General features: G+C 35.9%; 21 protein-coding genes and 1 tRNA gene. 13 read left to right on the top strand and 9 right to left on the bottom strand.

The window, feature by feature from the left end; all coding sequences use genetic code 11:
• The first annotated feature begins 54 nt into the window (after positions 1-54).
• The 4 genes from RHO12_07120 (at position 55) to RHO12_07105 (ending at position 5,040) form a co-directional block, all read left to right on the top strand.
• Positions 55-1,161 carry a hypothetical protein gene (locus RHO12_07120; GenBank protein WVD65160.1) on the top strand — a complete coding sequence of 369 codons (1,107 nt, stop codon included), beginning with the start codon at positions 55-57 and terminating at the stop codon, positions 1,159-1,161.
• A 158-nt stretch (positions 1,162-1,319) separates the two neighbouring features.
• A complete protein-coding gene (gene rnr, locus RHO12_07115) occupies positions 1,320-3,671 on the top strand; it encodes a ribonuclease R (protein ID WVD65159.1) in 2,352 nt (783 codons plus the stop codon).
• Positions 3,668-4,414: a 23S rRNA (guanosine(2251)-2'-O)-methyltransferase RlmB gene (rlmB, locus tag RHO12_07110; GenBank protein WVD65158.1), complete on the top strand. Its 747-nt coding sequence runs from the start codon at positions 3,668-3,670 to the stop codon at positions 4,412-4,414. Before rnr ends, rlmB begins: the two co-directional genes overlap by 4 nt.
• 26 nt (positions 4,415-4,440) lie before the next feature.
• On the top strand, positions 4,441-5,040 hold the full coding sequence (locus RHO12_07105; GenBank protein WVD65157.1) for a hypothetical protein: 600 nt from the start codon (positions 4,441-4,443) through the stop codon (positions 5,038-5,040).
• Positions 5,041-5,179: 139 nt separating this feature from the next.
• On the opposite strand, the gene metB is transcribed toward RHO12_07105, so the two are convergent.
• Positions 5,180-6,364, bottom strand: coding sequence for a cystathionine gamma-synthase (gene metB, locus RHO12_07100; GenBank protein ID WVD65156.1), 1,185 nt, complete (start codon positions 6,362-6,364; stop codon positions 5,180-5,182).
• 170 nt (positions 6,365-6,534) lie between these two features.
• On the opposite strand from metB, the gene metJ reads away from it, so the two are divergent.
• Positions 6,535-6,852: a met regulon transcriptional regulator MetJ gene (gene metJ / locus RHO12_07095; GenBank protein ID WVD65155.1), complete on the top strand. Its 318-nt coding sequence runs from the start codon at positions 6,535-6,537 to the stop codon at positions 6,850-6,852.
• 60 nt (positions 6,853-6,912) lie between these two features.
• Here metJ and rpmE read toward each other — a convergent pair whose 3' ends face one another.
• From rpmE to RHO12_07070, 5 genes are all read right to left on the bottom strand, one after another.
• Positions 6,913-7,128, bottom strand: coding sequence for a 50S ribosomal protein L31 (gene rpmE / locus RHO12_07090; protein ID WVD65154.1), 216 nt, complete (start codon positions 7,126-7,128; stop codon positions 6,913-6,915).
• Positions 7,129-7,280: 152 nt separating this feature from the next.
• A complete protein-coding gene (gene degS / locus RHO12_07085; protein ID WVD65153.1) occupies positions 7,281-8,330 on the bottom strand; it encodes an outer membrane-stress sensor serine endopeptidase DegS in 1,050 nt (349 codons plus the stop codon).
• 188 nt (positions 8,331-8,518) lie between these two features.
• Positions 8,519-9,901: a Do family serine endopeptidase gene (locus RHO12_07080; protein WVD65152.1), complete on the bottom strand. Its 1,383-nt coding sequence runs from the start codon at positions 9,899-9,901 to the stop codon at positions 8,519-8,521.
• Between the two features lie 112 nt (positions 9,902-10,013).
• Positions 10,014-10,433, bottom strand: a complete 420-nt coding sequence (locus RHO12_07075; protein ID WVD65151.1) for a DUF1043 family protein — start codon at positions 10,431-10,433, stop codon at positions 10,014-10,016.
• A 33-nt stretch (positions 10,434-10,466) separates the two neighbouring features.
• Complete coding sequence (locus tag RHO12_07070) at positions 10,467-10,946, bottom strand: DciA family protein (protein ID WVD65150.1); 480 nt, start codon at positions 10,944-10,946, stop codon at positions 10,467-10,469.
• 285 nt (positions 10,947-11,231) lie between these two features.
• Here RHO12_07070 and RHO12_07065 point away from each other — a divergent pair, with 285 nt between their 5' ends.
• Positions 11,232-11,726: a lipocalin-like domain-containing protein gene (locus RHO12_07065; protein ID WVD65149.1), complete on the top strand. Its 495-nt coding sequence runs from the start codon at positions 11,232-11,234 to the stop codon at positions 11,724-11,726.
• 122 nt (positions 11,727-11,848) lie between these two features.
• Positions 11,849-12,880, top strand: coding sequence for a small ribosomal subunit biogenesis GTPase RsgA (rsgA, locus tag RHO12_07060; protein WVD65148.1), 1,032 nt, complete (start codon positions 11,849-11,851; stop codon positions 12,878-12,880).
• A 50-nt stretch (positions 12,881-12,930) separates the two neighbouring features.
• Here the strand turns inward: rsgA and RHO12_07055 are convergent, their stop codons facing one another.
• Positions 12,931-13,494: an HdeD family acid-resistance protein gene (locus RHO12_07055; protein ID WVD65147.1), complete on the bottom strand. Its 564-nt coding sequence runs from the start codon at positions 13,492-13,494 to the stop codon at positions 12,931-12,933.
• A 140-nt stretch (positions 13,495-13,634) separates the two neighbouring features.
• Positions 13,635-13,901 carry a helix-turn-helix transcriptional regulator gene (locus RHO12_07050; protein WVD65146.1) on the bottom strand — a complete coding sequence of 89 codons (267 nt, stop codon included), beginning with the start codon at positions 13,899-13,901 and terminating at the stop codon, positions 13,635-13,637.
• Positions 13,902-14,057: 156 nt separating this feature from the next.
• On the opposite strand from RHO12_07050, the gene RHO12_07045 reads away from it, so the two are divergent.
• The 5 genes from RHO12_07045 (at position 14,058) to RHO12_07025 (ending at position 17,568) form a co-directional block, all read left to right on the top strand.
• Positions 14,058-14,432 carry a DNA-binding protein gene (locus RHO12_07045; GenBank protein WVD65145.1) on the top strand — a complete coding sequence of 125 codons (375 nt, stop codon included), beginning with the start codon at positions 14,058-14,060 and terminating at the stop codon, positions 14,430-14,432.
• Between the two features lie 102 nt (positions 14,433-14,534).
• Positions 14,535-15,167 carry an RNA chaperone ProQ gene (gene proQ / locus RHO12_07040; GenBank protein ID WVD65144.1) on the top strand — a complete coding sequence of 211 codons (633 nt, stop codon included), beginning with the start codon at positions 14,535-14,537 and terminating at the stop codon, positions 15,165-15,167.
• 24 nt (positions 15,168-15,191) lie between these two features.
• On the top strand, positions 15,192-17,282 hold the full coding sequence (gene prc / locus RHO12_07035; protein ID WVD65143.1) for a carboxy terminal-processing peptidase: 2,091 nt from the start codon (positions 15,192-15,194) through the stop codon (positions 17,280-17,282).
• Between the two features lie 21 nt (positions 17,283-17,303).
• Positions 17,304-17,393 carry a YnhF family membrane protein gene (locus RHO12_07030; GenBank protein WVD65142.1) on the top strand — a complete coding sequence of 30 codons (90 nt, stop codon included), beginning with the start codon at positions 17,304-17,306 and terminating at the stop codon, positions 17,391-17,393.
• 87 nt (positions 17,394-17,480) lie between these two features.
• Positions 17,481-17,568 (top strand) — tRNA-Ser (locus RHO12_07025).
• Between the two features lie 89 nt (positions 17,569-17,657).
• Here RHO12_07025 and chaA read toward each other — a convergent pair.
• The gene (chaA, locus tag RHO12_07020; protein ID WVD65141.1) at positions 17,658-18,749 is read right to left on the bottom strand and encodes a sodium-potassium/proton antiporter ChaA; all 1,092 of its coding nucleotides are present in this window, start codon (positions 18,747-18,749) and stop codon (positions 17,658-17,660) included.
• Between the two features lie 199 nt (positions 18,750-18,948).
• On the opposite strand from chaA, the gene lpcA reads away from it, so the two are divergent.
• Positions 18,949-19,533 carry a D-sedoheptulose 7-phosphate isomerase gene (gene lpcA, locus RHO12_07015; GenBank protein WVD65140.1) on the top strand — a complete coding sequence of 195 codons (585 nt, stop codon included), beginning with the start codon at positions 18,949-18,951 and terminating at the stop codon, positions 19,531-19,533.
• The last annotated feature ends 3 nt before the right edge of the window (positions 19,534-19,536 follow it).

Raw genomic sequence — 19,536 nt, 5'->3', positions numbered from 1 at the left:
TGATATAAATACAAAGCAATATGTTGAAAAATAAAATAGGAAAATAAATTACTTATGAAAACGTTAACTATAAAAAAAATTGCATTAGGTTTATTGTTGGCCGGTTATGCTGCTGGTAGTGCTTTTGCATTAAACGCGACAACAAGCTTAGACGTTTTAGGTACCGCACCAGTTATAAATGGCAAATCGACAACCCCATCAACAAGTGATAACTCTATTGATGTTCAAATTTATCATGGTTCAACTAAATTATCTACTGGTAGTAAATGGTCCGTTGGAGATCGAATTAAATTAATATTCAAAGCTAATGATGCCGATGGTGATACGGATGTATTAAGAAGTGCTGATTCTGTTCGTTTTAGTTACTTAAAAAATGGTAGCTGGACTGCCAGTTATTTAACGGGCAGTTCTAGACAAGGTACTGCATCGGATGATGGTGTCGATCTAACTGGTTATCAAGTTGTAGAATGGGCTATCCCTGCTGGCGCTGTGAATGCGACTCAAATTGGTTTTATTATTCAGCCATTTACTGTATTCGGGTCACCGGATAGAAATAACTGGTTGTCCATTTCTGATATTACTAACTCAGGAACATCTGGGGATGGAGGGTCAGTTACTCCTCCAGTTATCCCTCCAGTAAATCCTCCTGATGGTGGTACTGGCGGAGGAGAGCACGGCGATGGTTCAACAGGTCCGGTTCAACCAGGTGATACTTTTGGGCTTAAAATTGTTGCGGTTACCTCTTCAGGTAGCGTAGTTGTTGGTCAGGATTACCAAGTCGCAAACGGTAGCGTCTCTGCTGGTGTAGGTACTGGAAATGTTACATTGACTGATGCGTATGAAGTTCAAGTCTGGGATGCAAATACCGATGTTACCGCTGACGCTGGTCTTACTAGCTACGATTGGTATGTAACAGGAGGCAATAGCGCAGCTAATGGTACTGTTCCATCTGGTGCTGATAATGTTTACTTTGTACAAAAAGGTTCATCAGCACAATTTACGTTACCTGCGACGAATGCCGCAGTCACTTTCACTGCTGCTTCTGCCACAGAAAATCAGGGAATTCAAAATAATACTAGCGCGGGTGCCGCAACCGCGCTTGGCGCAACTCAACCAGAAGCTGGCTTACAAGGCTTTAAACTTGGCGTATGGGCGCACTAATCAAGTATAGTTATAGCATTAACATAGTAAAAACCACTTTTCGGAGTGGTTTTTTATTTATGGCAATCAATTATTTTATAAAAACCGTTATTGGACATTCATCGCATATGAAAAATTATGTTATGCTTATTCTAAAATTATCAAAAGGATAATATGACATGATTAAAGATCCATTTTATGAGCGCGAAGCTGGAAAATATGAATCACCGATTGCTAGTCGTGAATTAATTCTTAACTATTTAGAAAAAATCGCCAAACCTGCTAATTTGGATAATATTGCGCAAGCTATGCAGCTTAGTGGTGAAGAGCAAAAAGAGGCCTTGCATCGTCGTTTACGAGCCATGGAACGTGATGGTCAGCTTATTTTTACTCGCCGAAAATGTTATGCGTTGCCTGAAAAGCTAGCGATGGTTAAAGGCTCTGTTATTGCTCACCGTGATGGGTTTGGTTTTTTACGTGTAGAAGGGCGGCCTGAGGATTATTTTTTATCACCAGAGCAAATGCGCAAAACATTGCAAGGTGATGTGGTATTAGCACAACCGATGAGTGAGCAATACAAGGGGAAAACCGAGGCTCGTATAGTGAGAGTACTTGAACCTCGTAGTAATCAAATTGTTGGTCGCTATTTTATCGAACAAGGCATTGGTTTTGTTGTTCCTGACGATAGCCGATTAAATTTTGATATTTTAATTACTGAAAAATTAACAGAAACGGTACGAATGGGTGCCGTTGTGGTTGTAGAATTGCTAAAAAGACCAGAACGTCGGCAAAAAGCAGTTGGGCGAATTACTGAGATTTTGGGTGAAAATATGGGGACGAATTTAGCAATAGAGATTGCTATTCGTAATCATGAAATTCCTTATATTTTACCGCCAGAAGTCGAAAAAGCTGTGAGTAAATTATCCGAAACCGTATCAAATCAAGCCAAAAAAGGTCGAAAAGATTTAACTGATTTACCTTTAGTTACTATTGATGGCGAAGATGCTAGAGATTTTGACGATGCGGTTTACTGCGAAAAGAATAAGGGAGGGGGCTATCGATTATGGGTTGCGATTGCCGATGTTAGCTATTATGTTCGCCCAAAGACCGCTTTAGATAAAGATGCATGCATCCGTGGGACATCGGTTTATTTTCCATCAAGGGTTATTCCAATGTTACCAGAAGTACTATCTAATGGTCTCTGCTCGTTAAACCCACAAATTGACCGCTTATGTTTAGTATGCGAAATGACAATTTCAACCCAAGGTCGACTAACGGGTTATCAATTTTACGAAGCCGTAATGAATTCTCATGCACGTTTAACTTATACTAAAGTACAAAAAATTCTCAATGGTGATGAAGAATTACGTGAACATTACCAATCACAGGTTAAAGATCTAGAAAATCTATATGCACTCTATAAGTTGCTGGATAAAACCCGAGCAGCACGAGGAGCGATTAGTTTTGAGTCTGCAGAGCCAAAGTTTATTTTTAATGCAGATAAACGTATTGAGCGCGTTGAAATTGCCCAGCGTAATGATGCTCATAAAATCATCGAAGAGTGCATGATTCTAGCTAATGTATCGGCAGCGAAGTTAGTTGAAAAATTAGGCACTCCATCTCTTTATCGTGTGCACGATAAACCTGATGAAGATAGGTTAAATAATTTGCGTAGCGTATTAAGCGAATTGGGTTTAATACTTGAAGGTAGAGATAAACCTCAACCTAAAGATATTGCCAAGCTTATGGATCAGATTGCGGAAAGACCTGATCGCGATATGCTACAAACAATGATTTTACGCTCAATGAAGCAAGCTATTTATGATCCTGAAAATCGAGGACATTTTGGGTTAGCACTTGATTCTTATGCTCATTTTACCTCGCCAATTCGCCGCTATCCGGATCTATTACTGCATCGAACTATTAAATGGATTTTAGCAAATCAAAATCATCAAGAAAGCAAAACAGGTGGTCACCTTTACAATCTTAATGATATGCTCTATTTTGGCGAGCATTGCTCGATGACTGAAAGACGTGCAGATGAGGCCGTGCGCGATGTTGTCGATTGGTTAAAATGTGATTTTATGCGAGATCATGTTGGGGAAGTGTTTGATGGGGTAATATCAAGTGTTACTAACTTTGGTTTTTTTGTTCGCCTAGATGATCTCTTTATTGACGGTTTAGTTCATGTATCAACCCTTGAAAATGATTACTATAATTTTGATGCAGGCAGAGGGCGTTTAATCGGCGAGAATAGCGGTTTCTCTTATCGTTTAGGTGATAAGGTTAAAATTAAGGTTGAAGCCGTTAATCCAGAAGAGAGAAAAATTGATTTTAGTTTAATTGGTAGTGATAATAAACCTCGCCGTCCAGGTAAAACCGCTAAAGATAGAACTAATAATAAACAAATGAAGGAAATAGCAAATAAAGATAAATTGAAAAATAAAAGCCGTAAAAATAAGTCAGAAAAAAAAGTGGTCAGTCAGAGAGTGGCGAAAAAATCATCAACAAAGAAGAAGTCAGTTAAATGAGTGAAATGATATATGGTATCCATGCGATACAAGGTATGCTAGCACGTTCCCCAGAGCGAATTTTAGATGTTTATTTACTGAAAAATCGTGATGATAAACGGTTAACTACGCTCGTACAAGAAATTGAGTCATTAAGGCTACCAGTTAAGCTAGTCGATAGAAAATGGCTCGATGAACAAAGTTCACAAGGTGTACATCAAGGGATCATGGCTAGAATAAAAGAAGGTCGTAATTACCATGAAAATGATTTACCCGATCTTTTGATGCAAAAAGCTGAACCATTAATTTTAATTCTTGATGGTGTAACCGACCCACATAATCTAGGGGCATGCATCCGCACCGCTGATGCGGCAGGTGTAGATCTCATTATTATCCCTAAGGATAAATCGGCCCCATTAAATGCGATTGCTAAAAAAGTAGCATGCGGTGCTGCTGAAAGTGTACCTGTTATCCGAGTGACTAATTTAGCAAGGACATTACGCATGTTAAAAGAAGATTATCAAATTTGGATCGTAGGTACTGCTGGTGAAGCCGATCATTCATTATACCAGAGTAATTTAACAGGAAAGCTTGCCATTATTATGGGCGCAGAAGGTGAAGGGATGAGGCGCTTGACTAAGGAACATTGCGATGAGTTGATTAGTATCCCTATGTCAGGATTTGTTTCTTCATTAAATGTGTCAGTAGCAACGGGTATCTGCCTTTTTGAATCTGTTAGACAAAAAGGTGATCAGAATAAATAGCGCTATTTTTAATAAAAGGACTTGTTATGTTTGCTAATCTCTTAAGTAGAATTCTCCCTAAAAAAAAGGAATCAGCTCCTCTTACCGGTAGAGAGCTATATGGGCGCAATAATGTCGGTTATCCAACTATGCAAATTTCAACAGAAATAGATCGCCTAGTTAATAAATATTATCGAGACATTACCCCATTAATAAAATTTTATAAAGAGACTTTTTTATTTAAATGGGGACCTGCTATTATTAATAATTCGTTAGATGACCAGCAGTTAAAAAATTTATCGGGGCGCAACGTACAAATGGTTTATCTGTTATTATTTAGGGATATGCTCCGCCATATTTCCGCTTATGTCACACCCAAAAATGCAGTTATTAATTGGCCTGATTTATTAGCTCAGAACTTACTTGATAATTGCCAAATGTTGAACGATAGTGATGATAACGATGCCGATACTAAACAGCAATTATTTGCGCAGAGCGAGCCGTATAGTATTGAAAATGAAGCCTCCCAGCCATGGGTAGAACCTATCGCAGGTTTGATTTATGTACCAGCAAAAGATCTTTATTATTGGCATAGAAGTTTGACTAATACTATTAGTCACAAAGTTAGCAAGAAAAAGAAAAAATAACAAATATAAAAATTATCCATTGTAATTTTTACGCCACAAAAAAATATTAAAAGGTGTTTAGTTATTTCATCATCGTTAAATTTGGTCACTCTACTAATTTAAGTATTATTATGGCTAAGTAGCGAACATTAGCAACTATTTAAATAGCCATTAGTGCTTGCTCTAGATCGGCAATTAAATCATCGCTATCTTCCAGCCCAACCGAAATTCTTAATAACTGATCGGAAATCCCAGCGGCTTTGCGTGCTTGTGCGCTGATACCTGAATGAGTCATCGTAGTTGGGTGTGAAATAAGACTTTCTGTGCCACCAAGCGATTGAGCAAGAGTGAAAATTTTTAGTTTTTCTATAAAAATTGCTGTTTTATCGATACTTGCTTTTAGTTCAAAGCTTAATAATGAGCCGAATCCTTTCTGTTGTTTCTTAGCAATTTCATGGCCAGGCGTAGAGACTAACGATGGATGATGTACTGCTGCAATTTTAGGGTGCCTAACCAGAAAATTGACAATTTTAAGTGCACTTTCTTGCTGAGCAAGCACTCGAACCGACAATGTACGTAATCCTCTTTGTAACAAATAAGCATCGAATGACGAATTCGCCGTACCGATATTATTTGACCACCATAAAACCTGTTCAGCAATACTTTGCTCGCGAAAAACTAATACTCCAGCAAGTAAATCCGAATGACCATTAAGAAATTTAGTACATGAATGAATAATAATATCTGCACCTAACAGGAAAGGGCTTTGTAAAATAGGAGTCATGAATGTATTATCTACTAAAACGAGCGCTCCAGACTGGTGAGCCAGTTTAGCGATTTTTTGTATATCGACAACACGTAAAAGAGGATTACTCGGTGTTTCAATCAAAACCAGTTTTGGCTTCAAGTTAAGTATTTGTTCAAGTGCAGCATCATCGGATTGATTAATGAATTTTGCTTTAAAATAACCTTTTTGACTCAGACTATCGAACAATCGATAACTTCCGCCATAACAATCATGAGGAGCGATGACTAAATCATTAGGTGATAATAAGGCGACAGACAGCAAATGAATTGCTGACATACCACTATTCGTTAAAATAGCATCAACGCCATTTTCTAATTCCGCAATCGTTTTTTCAACTGAATAACGGTTTGGTGTTGATTTTCGACCATAATCAAATGCCCTTGGTTTCGCAAACTCAGTAAAACGATAGCAAGTTGATAATGATATTTTAGGAATGACAGCACCATGTTGATCATCACTATTGAGCCCACCTCGGACGGTAATTGTTCGCTGTGATAGTGTTTTTGTTGGCGAGGAACTATTGGTTTTTTTAATCATAATATTTCACCTTTTTTAAGCGAAGGCTATTAGAATAGCATAAAGTAAAAAGACGTCAATACGTCCAGATGTCTAAATATCTTAATGTATAGATTGCTACTAATTAAAAAAAAAGATAAAATTATCCTTGCTATTTATGATACTAATGTGTGAAAGAGTGAGGCTATCAGATGATGGAGTGGAACGGTGACTATATTAGTCCTTATGCCGAACATGGAAAGAAAAATGAACAGGTTAAAAAAATTACAGTTTCGATTCCATTAAAAGTATTAAAGATACTGACAGATGAACGAACGCGTCGACAAGTTAATAATTTAAGGCATGCGACAAATAGTGAGCTTTTATGTGAGGCTTTTTTGCATGCATTTACAGGGCAACCACTACCGAGTGATAAAGATTTAAGCAAAGAGCTGTCGGATGGGATTCCACAGCAAGCAAAAGTATTAATGCTTGAATTAGGTATTGACCCCGATTCATTAGAATATTAATAATATTGATATAAAAAAAGCGCTGGTTTTAATTAGCGCTTTTATTTTGAAGGTAAGAAACTATTTCTTACTACTTGGCATAGAAAAACGTTGGTTAAACTTATCAACTCGTCCACCCGTTGCAACATCACGTTGTTTACCGGTATAAAATGGATGACACTCTCCACATACATCTAAGTGAATATCATGACCGATGGTTGAATGAGTTTTAATTACATTACCGCAAGAACATGTTGCCGTAATTTCTTTATATTCAGGATGGATACCTTTTTTCATTTTTAGCCTCTTTTGTTTATATCGCTATATAAATGGTTGCATTACAACAAAATTTATACACCATATAAATGTTAAATAACACGAATAAGGTTGCGAATTTTACCGCTATTTTTATATTTCGTCAAGCTTCAACTCCAAACAATTACTAATATTTAAATTGGCAATTGCTCTATCTTTACTTCCAGTGGCAACTTTTCTCCATTACGCAGTACGGTAACAGGAATTATTGTGCCTGGTTTTATTTCTGTAATTTGATCCATTGTTTCAATGATCGATTTTACTGGTTGATTATTAACGGAAATTAATATGTCGTTAGCTTTTAGGCCTGCTTTGCTTGCAGGCCCTTCTACATTGGTAACTAAAATACCAAGTACTACGGGATGGTCGCTTGGGTTTTGTGTCGGTGAAAACTCTAAACCATCAATACCAATATACCCACGAATAATTTTGCCATCTTTTATCAATTTTTTCATAATCTTTGTCGCGAGGGCAGTTGGGATCGCAAAACCAATTCCTTCTGGTATGTCATTAGCGCTATTTTTAACGAATGATAAGGTATTGATACCAATTAACTCACCTTTGCTATTAACTAATGCTCCCCCAGAATTACCATGGTTAATCGATGCATCTGTTTGAATAAAATTCTGCCGTCTAAATGGACTCAGCCCATCGCGACCAGTTGCGCTGATAATTCCTTGAGTTATTGTTTGACCTATATTATATGGGTTACCAATAGCAAGCACGATATCGCCAATTTGAGGCTCTCGGTTCGGATTGATAGGAATAACCGGAATATTTGATGCTTCGATTTTAAGTACGGCTATGTCAACAAGTTTATCAGAGCCGACGATTAACGCTTCAAAGATTCGACCATCTTGTAACGCAACAATAATTTGTTGGGCACCTTCAATTACATGAAAATTAGTAATAATATAGCCATCTTTACTGATAATAACACCCGATCCTAATGGTGTTATCTCACCTTTCTTTTTTGTGGAAGCAACACTCATTGTGCGACTATAAATATTAGCAACAGCTGGGGCGGCGGCTTTGACTGCTTGATGATAGCTTAAAGGTTCACTATTAAAGATAGTTTGAGGTAAAGAAAGATGGCTATCATTTTTTAGGGAAGGAAAAATGATTAATAATACGATTGCTAAAACCGTGCCGATTAACATCGGCCAAAGTATTTTTTTTAGCATAAAAGTAATCCAACAATATTAATTTATCTATAACATTTTTAGATAATATCATAGAAATAATCAAAGCTAAGAAATCAGATGTGTTTTTCTTTTAGTTAGTTATTTATCTTGATAATAATTAAATTTTCATTATCGAGATTTGAAATAAAATAAGGCGCCAAGTTGCGCCTTATTTTACTTTGCTAGTATTAGCGTAAGATAAGATAGATATTACTCTTATCCCGTACAATATTGAGCGCAATTACAGCAGGTTTATTTTCAATAATTTTACGCAAATCGGCAATGTTTTTGATCGGTGCTTTATTGATTCCTGTAATTAAGTCACCTTCTTTTAAGCCTAGCTTAGATGCAGCAGAGCCAGCTATGATCTTATCGATTAAGACACCATCCTTGCCGTCTTGATCGCTATTAGCTAAGCTTGCACCATCTAGGCTTGGATGAATTGTTTTAGCTTCAGTCGTTGACTCATCACTGGTTTTAAGTTTTACTTTGAGCATAACTTGCTTGCCATCACGAATTAGACCAAGACTTATTTCTCGCCCTACGCCAGCTGTTGCTACTTTAGCCCTTAGTTCAGCAAAACTTTCAATAGGTTTACCGTCCATTGATATAATTACATCACCAGCTTTGATTCCCGCCTCTTTAGCGGCCGAATCTTCGAGCACTTCGCTAATAAATGCACCTTTTTGAACATTCAAATCAAATGCTTTTGCAATATCGGATGTTAATTCATTACCTTTGATGCCTAAAACGCCTCGTTTCACTTGACCAAATTCAGAGAATTGTTCGGTTAGATTTTTTACCATATTACTAGGAATAGCGAAGGCAATACCGACATTACCACCACCGGGAGCAATAATGGCCGTATTAATACCGATTAATTCACCGTTTAAATTGATTAATGCACCGCCAGAATTTCCTCGGTTAATCGAAGCGTCAGTCTGGATAAAGTTTTCAAATCCATTCATATTCAATCCACTTCTTGCTAACGCTGAGATAATTCCTGATGTTACGGTCTGACCAATTCCAAACGGGTTACCGATAGCAACAGCAAAATCACCAACACGTAATTTATCTGAGTCAGCAAGTTTAATTGCCGTCAAATTTTTGCCATTTTCTATCTGTAATAATGCAATATCAGTAAGAGGATCTTTACCAATAAGTTTGGCAGTAAATTCCCGGCCATCATTGACTAGAATAGTTATTTTTTCAGCGTTATCAATGACATGATTATTGGTTACGACATAACCTTTATCTGCATCAATAATTACCCCTGAACCTTGTCCTACAAAAGCTCTAGATTGGTTTTCAGGATAACCAAAAAAACGTTTAAACTCTTCAGGTATATTATTTTGAACTTGTGCTGTTCCTTCAACTTTTATACTAACCACTGAAGGCAACACTTGCTCAAGCATTGGTGCCAAACTAGGTAATTCTTGCGTGTTGCCTGAAGGTGTTGAAATAAATGATGGTAATTTAATGCTAGCTTGAGCAAATGAACCTAAGCTCAAACCAATTGTTAATGCTAAAATAGTTAAGCATTTTTTCGGATAATTAAATTTTTGTTTCATTTTAATGATTCTCATTTCTTTTACTTTAAAAATAATATTAATCTAACGATTTTGTTTGCTATAGCCTATTGCTTTTTGAGCTCACATAACCATTATATTTTAATTAAATACGTTATATCTTTGTTTCTTCACCTTTTAATAATCCAGATGGATTATTTGAATAATCTTTCGGTGGGGTAGAGCCTTGAATTTTACTTTCTAAAACAGTTTTATCTGTATTTATATTCATAGTTGGCGTTAAATTTAATGTGTTTAAATCTTCTTGAGACACCAAGTTGTTTGAATTATCAGCCATGTGCTGGTAGAGACGGCGAAATTCTTTAGCCATGTTATCTAAAATTTCAGCGCTATGGGAAAAATGTTTAATTATCATCTGCTTTTGTGTGGCTAATTCTTGCTTTGTTACTTCGAGCTCTCGTTTCATTTGCTCATATTTTCTCGCTTTTGAGCTAAATACATTCGTAATGATAATACCGATGATAGCCCCTAAAACTAAACCCATGATAAGGTATGTTGTCATTTCCGAATCCATCTGTTCTCCTTAATATCGTAGAGATTACTTCGACTAATTAGTTGATATATTGTCTATTTTTGTTGCATGCTTGGCAAGCTTAATCAAATTACTTTTTAATTTTTGAGAACAATTTTGAGCAAGACTCATTAATAGCTCAGCACTTTGCTGCGTAATCTGCCTTTTGTTTAAATCGCTATCTTTACTATGCAATATACATTTATTACGGTTAAGATTAGGGTCCACTTTGAATTGAATCGAGGTTAATCCACTGAGTCCATTTTGGCGTAAAAAAGAACGCAGCTTTTCTTGTTCGTAACGCAAACGAGTTAGCCAGCCTGCTGATGATACAGTTACAATAAGGATCCCTTGTCGATAATTAGCGACGCGACACTCTTGGCTTAAGCTTTCAGGTAATAATTTCGAAATTAGGTTGTTAAGTGCGTATAAAGTCCTACTCTTTTCTTGAATAGTCAAAAAAGTATTAACATTAAGTAGGCTATTTACAGATTGAGGTTCACTATTACGCATCATCTAAATCAATATTGAGTTAGTTATAACTTAAGTATCGACTAATTTACTCTATTTTTGGCTAGAAGTCTTAGTTTAATAACTAGTTTTACAAATTATTGTAGATTTTTTTACGATCATTACAATTTTTTTCTGTCTTATTTAACTAATAATGGATAATAATCATGTTATTTTTGCTAGTTAGTTATTATTTATATATTATTACTCAATTCAATTTTAAACGATTAAAAATAAATTGTTTGAAATCAATAATAATCAATTAGCTAATAGCTATTTTGAGGTTTTAACATGATAAAAAAAAACTATCTTTTGGCGCTTATTATTACTTTTGTATTTCTTCGTCCCGCGTTTGCAAAGGATGATCGTATGCAAATTCAAGGTGTTTGGCAACTTGCCTCTTATATTATTGAAGTAAAAGAAACAGGTGAAACCATTTCCCCGATGGGTCAACATCCTACTGGATATACGATTTTTACACCAGAAGGCAGAACTTGGTTTATGCTCACGGGTAATGGGCGCATTGCTGCAAATACAGCAGAAGAAAAAGCACAATTACTTGATTCAATGGTCGCTTATGCGGGTGAGTATCGAATTGAAGGTGATAAATGGATCACCTCCGTGCAAGTAGCATGGAATCCCACATGGGTTGGTACAGAGCAAGCCCGGCAATTTAAAATAGAAGGTGATAGATTGCAAGTATTAACGCCTTGGCGGATTATGCCAAACTGGGCAGATAAGGGGCAAACACGTAGCATTATTACCTTTGTACGTTTAAAAGACTAGTGATTGTGGTTGGTCCAGAGTTTATGAGCGTAACTATTGAATTAATATAATTAAAAAAAGAGTGGCTAAATTTGCTGTACAATAGCCCAGTATAATACTATTTAAGTAACAAAAGAGGTTTTGTGGCTAAAAATCAATTATCAAAAGTTCAACAACGACGGGTTGCGGCTCAACATAATAAGCGGCTAAATCGAGCAGATGAGCAATATAATGAAGGGGAGTTTTTAGCACCGCAAGACGGCATTGTTATTAGTCGTTTTGGTAAAGTTGCGGACGTTGAAAGTTTACAGGGTGAAGTATTTCGCTGTAACATAAGACGAACACTAGCTTCAATCGTTACTGGAGACCGTGTTATTTGGCGGCAAAATAATGACTCACAGATAAACAGTGTAATCGAAGCGATACATCCCCGTTATTCCGAGCTAGTTCGGCCTGACTTTTATGATGGTATTAAACCTGTCGCCGCAAATATTGATCAAATTATGATTATTTCTTCCGTATTACCAGAGCTATCATTAAATATCATTGATCGCTACTTAGTTGCTTGTGCAGTAACTAATATTCAACCAATTATTGTATTAAATAAAATTGATTTGCTTAATGAATCTCAATATCAAGAAATGGTTGATATTTTTGACTACTATCGCCAGCGTGGTTACCGCGTTTTATTATTATCGTGTAGAAACATGCAAGGTTTAGATGAGTTTAAGCAACAATTACAAGGTAGGACATCTATTTTAGTCGGGCAATCTGGTGTTGGCAAATCCAGCATTATTCACCAATTATTACCCGAAATATCAATACAAGTTAATGTGGGAGAAATATCTGAAACCTCGGGATTAGGGCAACATACCACGACATCGACACGGTTATATCATTTACCTACGGGAGGCAATATTATTGACTCGCCAGGAATTCGAGAGTTTGGCTTATGGCATTTAGAGCCTGAGCAAGTTATACAAGGTTTCCCTGAGTTTTATGATTATTTATCTGATTGTCAATTTCGTGATTGCAATCACTTAACAGATATTAATTGCGGCCTAGTAAAAGCCGCAGAATCTGGAAATATAGCTACATGGCGTTTAGATAATTATCATCGCATTTTGCAAACCATGCGTGAGGTAAAAGCAAAAACCAATAGAGCATTTAAATAAGCAGAATAGATACTATGATATGTAATATTTTATTGATTGAGCGCGGTATTTTATTGCTTTGCTGATTTAATTGCTAATCCAACAGCGATATAAGCCCAACCTTGAAACATTAAATCGATACCAACAAACATGCCAAGTACCCATAAACTATTTGTTGGCCATCCCATTATTATCATAAACCCTAATATTAGGGTAATCACCCCTGAAAATAACCACCAACCCCATTTAGGGAACCCTCTGTTATGAAGAGCATTAATAATTTGTGTGATACCGCTAACAATTAGTAAAAATGAAATAATTAATGTAAATGCTGCTGATACGGCGACCGGCTGGGTGAATGAAAGAATCCCAGCGATGATGTATAGTACACCCATGACTGCCCATAATGCTGTTTGCCCAACCCCCTTGAGTTTAAAAGAGTGTAATGCTTGCACAATTCCAGCAATAAATAATAATGTACCAATAAAATATATGGAAAATACGGTGGCTAAAAATTGATATGATAGTGCTAAAAAGCCAAGTATAAGTAGAGTTATGCCAACCGCAAAAAACCAACTACAATTATTTCTAAGCTTAGGTAAAAGGGAGTTCATGTCTGGAGTGAAAGGTTTCATAAAATTCCTCTTTAGATATAATAAACAGATAGAACTATTTTACGCTTAAATTAACTATAATTTCATGTATTTTTTAGTTTTTAGTGCGTTCTTAATCAGTTGATAGGATGAACCTCTCAACTGATTATCTATAATTGACGCTAATCCGCTAACTTATTACGTAGATGTCTTGTGATCGGTTTATTATTGATGTAATTTCTATATCGACTCGGCCAAATATCTTCCGCTTTCATATTGAGTGCTTGTGCAATGAGCATTTCTCCTTTTGTCCAAGGCCTAACTAAGGCATTGCTTAATGTTGAAGAGCTTAGGCCTGATTGACGAGATAATCCTGAAAGTGTTAGCCCTCGCTTTTTTAGTGCTGCAATTATATCAGCAGGATGCCAGTCATTATATGAATTTGCCATTATTCTTTTCCTTATTTTCTATCTTATGATATGCTCTCTCTTTAATTAGCTAACTTAGTAAGTGTTTATATTAAGTTAAGTAAAATAAATATGTTATCTAATTTATTGTAACATATTTTCTTAAAGTTCATTATATTTTCTTTAAATGGGTATAAAATGGCAAAATTATGGTATTCATCAAAAGATCTGTCTTCAATAGAAGGCTTACCATCGACAATGCAAGGCATTAATCGCAAAGCAAGAGTTGAAGGATGGAAAAGCCGAAAACGAAGCGGCGTACAAGGTAAAGCAATCGAATATCATATTGACAGTTTACCTGATTTTGTTAAATCTTATCTAATCAACAGCCAAAAACAACCCGCTATTTATAGCATTTCTCCTGTTGAACCTCTACAAATATGGGTATCTGCTTTTTTGCGCTTAAAAACTAATGAACAAGAAGATGTGATGGCTTGGTTAATTCGAGATGGTATAACGGGATTGATCCATTTTATTGAAGCACAAAAACGTAAAGACGGAAATAATGAATAAATTATTTCTTTACTAATATCTATTTGCTAAAGGGCTAAGCTAGGATATACTTTATCCCTATGGTTTTTAATAACATAAAATATAGCTGTAATGGAATTATCAATGGATACGCAACCAGAATTAAAAAATAGTAAAGAAATCATTGCTTACCTATCTAATCACTTCCCTAAGTGTTTTACCATTGAGGGGGAAGCGAGACCATTAAAAATTGGTATTTTTCAAGATCTTGTTGAAAAATTCGCCCATGATGAACGGTTCAGTAAAACTAAATTGCGAGTAGCACTACGTTCATATACCGTAAGTTGGCGTTATTTATACTGCCTCAAAAACGGCGTTAATCGTGTTGACTTGGACGGAAACGTTTGTGATACCGTTACTAGTCAACAAGCTGAGCATGCTCAAGCAGAGTTAAAAGCAAGCAAGGAAAAAGCGAAAGCCAAAAGGGTAGCAGAAAATAGAGATAAACCCTCTCGTTCTGACAAAATAAAAAATAAAACGACTAATAATCGACGTAATAACAATTCATCTGTAGCTAAAAATAAAGATAACAGCCAAATCAAGCCTGTTTTACAAAATATTGATATGGGGCAGCTGAAAATAGGTTTAGCCATTAAAGTATTAATCGGCACTAAACCAATATCAGTAGTTGTGTCTAGTATTGAAAAAGGGCATATAAGAGTTAAAATTCCATCAGGCATGGAGCTAACGATCACACCAGATCGTATTTTATTATAGTTTTCAGATAAAATGAGATTGTAAATGAAGAAAATAATAGGTTGTTTGTCTGATAAGTGTTATTTCTTAGGTGCTATTTTTATCGTGGGGTTATTATTTGTTAACCCTACTCAGGCAAAAAACTATACGCTTGAACAGTTGCCTATTCTTCAGGCTGAGCCAATTCATAAGGTCGTTGCACGTCGGGTAACAAATTATTTTACTCAATCTCATTTTCGTGATTTTGATTTAGATGGTGTTTTTTCTTCTAAGATTTTTGATCGCTATTTTAAGCTGCTCGATAACAATAAATCGTATTTTGTTAAAAATGATCTTGACCAGTTCCGTGAAAAGCAGACTAACTTAGGTAAAGAGCTGAAAAATGGTGATGTAAAAACGGCTTTTGATATATACAACTTAGCAGCTAAAAAGCGATTTGAACGTTATCAATATGCCTTGCAATTATTATCTGAACCAATGGATTTTAGTACTAATGAATCTATTGATTTTAATCGAGAAGATATTGCTTGGTCTGCGACTGAAGATGAGCTCAACGATTTTTGGCGTAAGCGAGTTAAATATGATGAATTGAGTCTAGCATTGACAGGAAAAAACGAAGAACAGATTCGAGAAACATTGTCTAAACGCTATAATCAAATGTTAAGAACGCTCGTTCAGACTAAGCCCGAGGATGCGTTTCAAGTTTTTATGAATGCTTTTGCAAAAGAGATCGATCCTCATACTAGCTATTTAGCTCCGCGCATAAAACGTGACTTTGATTCAGAAATGAGTCTATCTTTTGAAGGAATAGGGGCAACCTTAAATCAAGAAGGTGATTATACTCAAGTAGTTTCGTTTGTTACGGGAGGCCCAGCAGATAGAAGTAAACAATTAGCTATAGGTGATCGCATTATAGGTGTAGGTCAAAAAGGTAAAGTATTTGAAGATGTGATTGGTTGGCGGCTCGATGACATTGTCGAGAAAATCAGAGGACCCAAAGGTACGATAGTTACTTTAGAAATTTTACCAGCAGGCAATAATAGCAAGCCTAAAACGATCGAAATAAAACGAGATAAAATTCATTTTGAAGATCGCGAAGCGAAATTGTCCTTTAAAGATACTTCGCGAGGCAATATAGGTATAATTGAAATTCCTAGCTTTTATATTGGTTTGACAGAAAAAGTCTCACAATTGCTGATTGAAGCAAACCAAAAGCAGTTAAAAGGTATTATTATTGATTTACGTAATAATGGTGGGGGTTCGCTCGCTGAAGTTATTGCACTAACGGGGTTATTTATTAATAAGGGTCCGGTGGTTCAAGTTAAAGATAATATGCAGCATTTAGTTGTGTATGATGATAAAGAGGATTATGCATATTATAACGCCCCTATTGCCGTAATGGTTAATCGTTATAGTGCTTCGGCATCTGAGATTTTTTCAGCCGCATTGCAAGATTATGGTCGAGCAGTTATTGTGGGTGAGAATACCTATGGTAAAGGGACTGTACAAACCTCCCGCAATATTGCGTATCCAATCGATGCTAAATTTCATCCAGACTGGCCTGAATTAGGTGGAGTACAATACACCATTCAAAAATTTTACCGTATCAACGGTGGTAGTACCCAGTTAAAAGGGGTAGAGCCCGACATTGAAATTAGTTCGCTGCAATATGTTGATGAAACTGGTGAGCGTTATCTAGATAATGCATTACCTTGGGATAAGGTTGCTATTGCTAATTATAAAACTTTTTTTAATATTAAATCGATTCTACCGGAATTAACTCGCTTGCATAAAATAAGAATTGCACAAGAGCCTGAGTTTAATTATTTAGAACAAGATATTGTCGATTATAATGCGAAAAGAGATCAGCAATATATTGTTTCTTTAAATAAAAATTATCGTGAAAAAGAACAAGAACAAAATGATCATAAATTCTTACTAAGAATGAATGAGCGTTTAAAACGAGAAAATTTATCGGAAATTAAAAACTTAGATGATTTACCTAAAGATTTTAAAATTCGAGATGCATATTTGGATGAAACGGTTGAGATCCTATTAGATTTTGAAAAATTTTATCCACAAACAATGACTTCTGCATTGCCCACGGGATTGCAGTTAATCAACTTAAGTAAGTAACAAAAGTAAGGAACCTATGCAATGAGTACTAATTTTAAATTAGCCCTAATGGCTGTTGTCGGTGTTTTAATTATACTTGCTATTTTTGGTGTTATTGTTGCAACTAACTAGTATTAATTAGCCAATTATAGCTGGCATGCATAATAATGGCTTGACCTAATTATGGCTGGCGATTATAGTATGCGCCTTAATAAACGTGGTGAGGTGTCCGAGTGGCTGAAGGAGCACGCCTGGAAAGTGTGTATACGGCAACGTATCAAGGGTTCGAATCCCTTCCTCACCGCCATTTAATAAAATCATTTAAACTCAACTTAAGTCATTTCATATCTTAAAGGCTAACAAATACAAAGGTTAGCCTTTTCTTTTTAGATTGCATCAAGATAATAAAATCATGATATAAGCGGCAAATACAATTAAATGTGCGGTGCCGTTTAATTGATTGGTTTTTCCAGTCAAAAATGAGACAACAGATAATAATAGCGCGGTGGATAAAATAACAATATTTGGTATTGATAAGCCAAATTCAAGATGTTGGTTAGTGGCATAAGCAATCAAACAGACTGTTGGTACGGTTAATGAAATGGTTGCGATAACTGAGCCAAAAAAGATATTCATTGCACGTTGTACGTGATTATTAATGACCGCATTTAATGCGCCCAGTCCCTCTGGTGATAAAATTAGTAATGCGACTAGAAATCCTGTAAATGCAGGAGGTGCATTTGTCGCGTCTAATAAGTGATCGAGTGGTATTGCATTCATTTTTGTTATCACTATTACCGCAATGAGATGAATAATAAGCCAAGCCGCATGCCACCAATTATTATGCGGTGACGGTTTACCATGGTGGCCGCTCTCGTCATTCTCTTCATCTTCATGCTCATAAATAAATAGCTCCTGATGTGTTCTGGTCTGGATAATTAAAAAAACTGCATACATCGCGGCAGACAGACCTGAAACTACCCCCATTTGTAAAGGTGAAAAAGAGTTATTGGGTAATGTTCTTGGCAAGACTAAAACAATAAAGGCTAATGGAATAATTGATATTAAATATTGTTTAATTCCTGCCAAATTTACATGCTGAGTTTCAAACTTTTGACCACCAATCAATAAGGCAACGCCGACGAGTCCGCCAATTACAATAATAATAACTGAGAATAACGTATCTCGCATTAAGGTCGGTTCGGCCTCGCCTGTTGCCATTAACGCTGATATTAAGCTAACTTCTAAGATGACGACTGATAAACTTAAAATTAAAGAACCAAAAGGTTCACCAAGACGATGAGCTAATACATCGGCATGGCGTACAACGCTGAAAGCACTATATAAAATACTGGTTAAAGATAAAATATTAACCATAACAATAATGAACAAATTATGATTATTTTGAAAGTAATATAAAACAGGTAATGTTATAAGTGTTAATATCAGCGCGTATTCTTTATGTTTGGATTTACATTTATGTGTCATTGGTCAATACTCTCTGGGCAAGTCAAATATTGGGCTTAATTATCTTAATTCATTTATTACCAGTATGGCTAAATTTTTATCACTATACTATGTATATGATAAACTTGGCTAGAGTAATTATATTGTAATTTTTACGTTTTAAACTAATATATAATTTATTAAAATGATTTTATAAATTTCTAGTTAATCGGAGTTAATTATGTATTTGGACGCTATCCGTTATGAATTGAATCAATCTGCTGAGGTGCTAGCAACTTTCATCAATAACGAAAAAAATATTCAATCTATTGAAAATGCTGCATTATTGATAGCTAATTCCTTTAAACAAGGCGGCAAAGTACTATCTTGTGGTAATGGCGGTTCGCACTGTGATGCGATGCATTTTGCTGAGGAGTTAACGGGGCGTTACCGTGACAATCGGCCATCATACCCTGCGATTGCTATATCTGATGTGAGCCATATTTCATGTGTTGGTAATGATTTTGGTTTTGATTCTATTTTTTCTCGCTATATTGAAGGTGTTGGGCAAAAAGGCGACGTGCTACTTGGAATTTCAACATCAGGTAATTCTGCTAATGTTATTAAAGCGATTAATACGGCTAAAGAAAAGGGTATGAAAGTGATTGCCTTAACGGGTAAAGATGGTGGAAAAATAGATGGCTTAGCAGATGTTGAGATTCGCGTTCCTCACTTTGGTTATGCCGACCGTGTACAGGAGATTCATATTAAAGTTATTCATATTCTTATTTTATTAATCGAACAAGAGATGGCTAAAACAGCTTAAGTC

Source organism: Orbaceae bacterium lpD02, from assembly GCA_036251875.1.
In the GTDB taxonomy this organism is placed as follows: domain Bacteria; phylum Pseudomonadota; class Gammaproteobacteria; order Enterobacterales; family Orbaceae; genus Orbus; species Orbus sturtevantii.
The sequence above is the reverse complement of the archived record's forward strand: the minus strand, read 5'-3'. Positions and strand labels throughout refer to the sequence as shown.

Excerpts from the sequence above, each read along its gene's own strand:
- RHO12_07075 (WVD65151.1), bottom strand. The coding sequence starts at position 10,433 with ATGGATTCGGAAATGACAACATACCTTATCATGGGTTTAGTTTTAGGG.
- RHO12_07080 (WVD65152.1), bottom strand. The coding sequence starts at position 9,901 with ATGAAACAAAAATTTAATTATCCGAAAAAATGCTTAACTATTTTAGCA.
- metJ (WVD65155.1), top strand. The coding sequence starts at position 6,535 with ATGATGGAGTGGAACGGTGACTATATTAGTCCTTATGCCGAACATGGA.
- RHO12_07065 (WVD65149.1), top strand. The coding sequence starts at position 11,232 with ATGATAAAAAAAAACTATCTTTTGGCGCTTATTATTACTTTTGTATTT.
- degS (WVD65153.1), bottom strand. The coding sequence starts at position 8,330 with ATGCTAAAAAAAATACTTTGGCCGATGTTAATCGGCACGGTTTTAGCA.
- proQ (WVD65144.1), top strand. The coding sequence starts at position 14,535 with ATGGATACGCAACCAGAATTAAAAAATAGTAAAGAAATCATTGCTTAC.
- RHO12_07050 (WVD65146.1), bottom strand. The coding sequence starts at position 13,901 with ATGGCAAATTCATATAATGACTGGCATCCTGCTGATATAATTGCAGCA.
- metB (WVD65156.1), bottom strand. The coding sequence starts at position 6,364 with ATGATTAAAAAAACCAATAGTTCCTCGCCAACAAAAACACTATCACAG.
- rlmB (WVD65158.1), top strand. The coding sequence starts at position 3,668 with ATGAGTGAAATGATATATGGTATCCATGCGATACAAGGTATGCTAGCA.
- RHO12_07105 (WVD65157.1), top strand. The coding sequence starts at position 4,441 with ATGTTTGCTAATCTCTTAAGTAGAATTCTCCCTAAAAAAAAGGAATCA.
- RHO12_07070 (WVD65150.1), bottom strand. The coding sequence starts at position 10,946 with ATGATGCGTAATAGTGAACCTCAATCTGTAAATAGCCTACTTAATGTT.
- RHO12_07030 (WVD65142.1), top strand. The coding sequence starts at position 17,304 with ATGAGTACTAATTTTAAATTAGCCCTAATGGCTGTTGTCGGTGTTTTA.
- rnr (WVD65159.1), top strand. The coding sequence starts at position 1,320 with ATGATTAAAGATCCATTTTATGAGCGCGAAGCTGGAAAATATGAATCA.
- chaA (WVD65141.1), bottom strand. The coding sequence starts at position 18,749 with ATGACACATAAATGTAAATCCAAACATAAAGAATACGCGCTGATATTA.
- prc (WVD65143.1), top strand. The coding sequence starts at position 15,192 with ATGAAGAAAATAATAGGTTGTTTGTCTGATAAGTGTTATTTCTTAGGT.
- RHO12_07055 (WVD65147.1), bottom strand. The coding sequence starts at position 13,494 with ATGAAACCTTTCACTCCAGACATGAACTCCCTTTTACCTAAGCTTAGA.
- rpmE (WVD65154.1), bottom strand. The coding sequence starts at position 7,128 with ATGAAAAAAGGTATCCATCCTGAATATAAAGAAATTACGGCAACATGT.
- lpcA (WVD65140.1), top strand. The coding sequence starts at position 18,949 with ATGTATTTGGACGCTATCCGTTATGAATTGAATCAATCTGCTGAGGTG.
- RHO12_07045 (WVD65145.1), top strand. The coding sequence starts at position 14,058 with ATGGCAAAATTATGGTATTCATCAAAAGATCTGTCTTCAATAGAAGGC.
- RHO12_07120 (WVD65160.1), top strand. The coding sequence starts at position 55 with ATGAAAACGTTAACTATAAAAAAAATTGCATTAGGTTTATTGTTGGCC.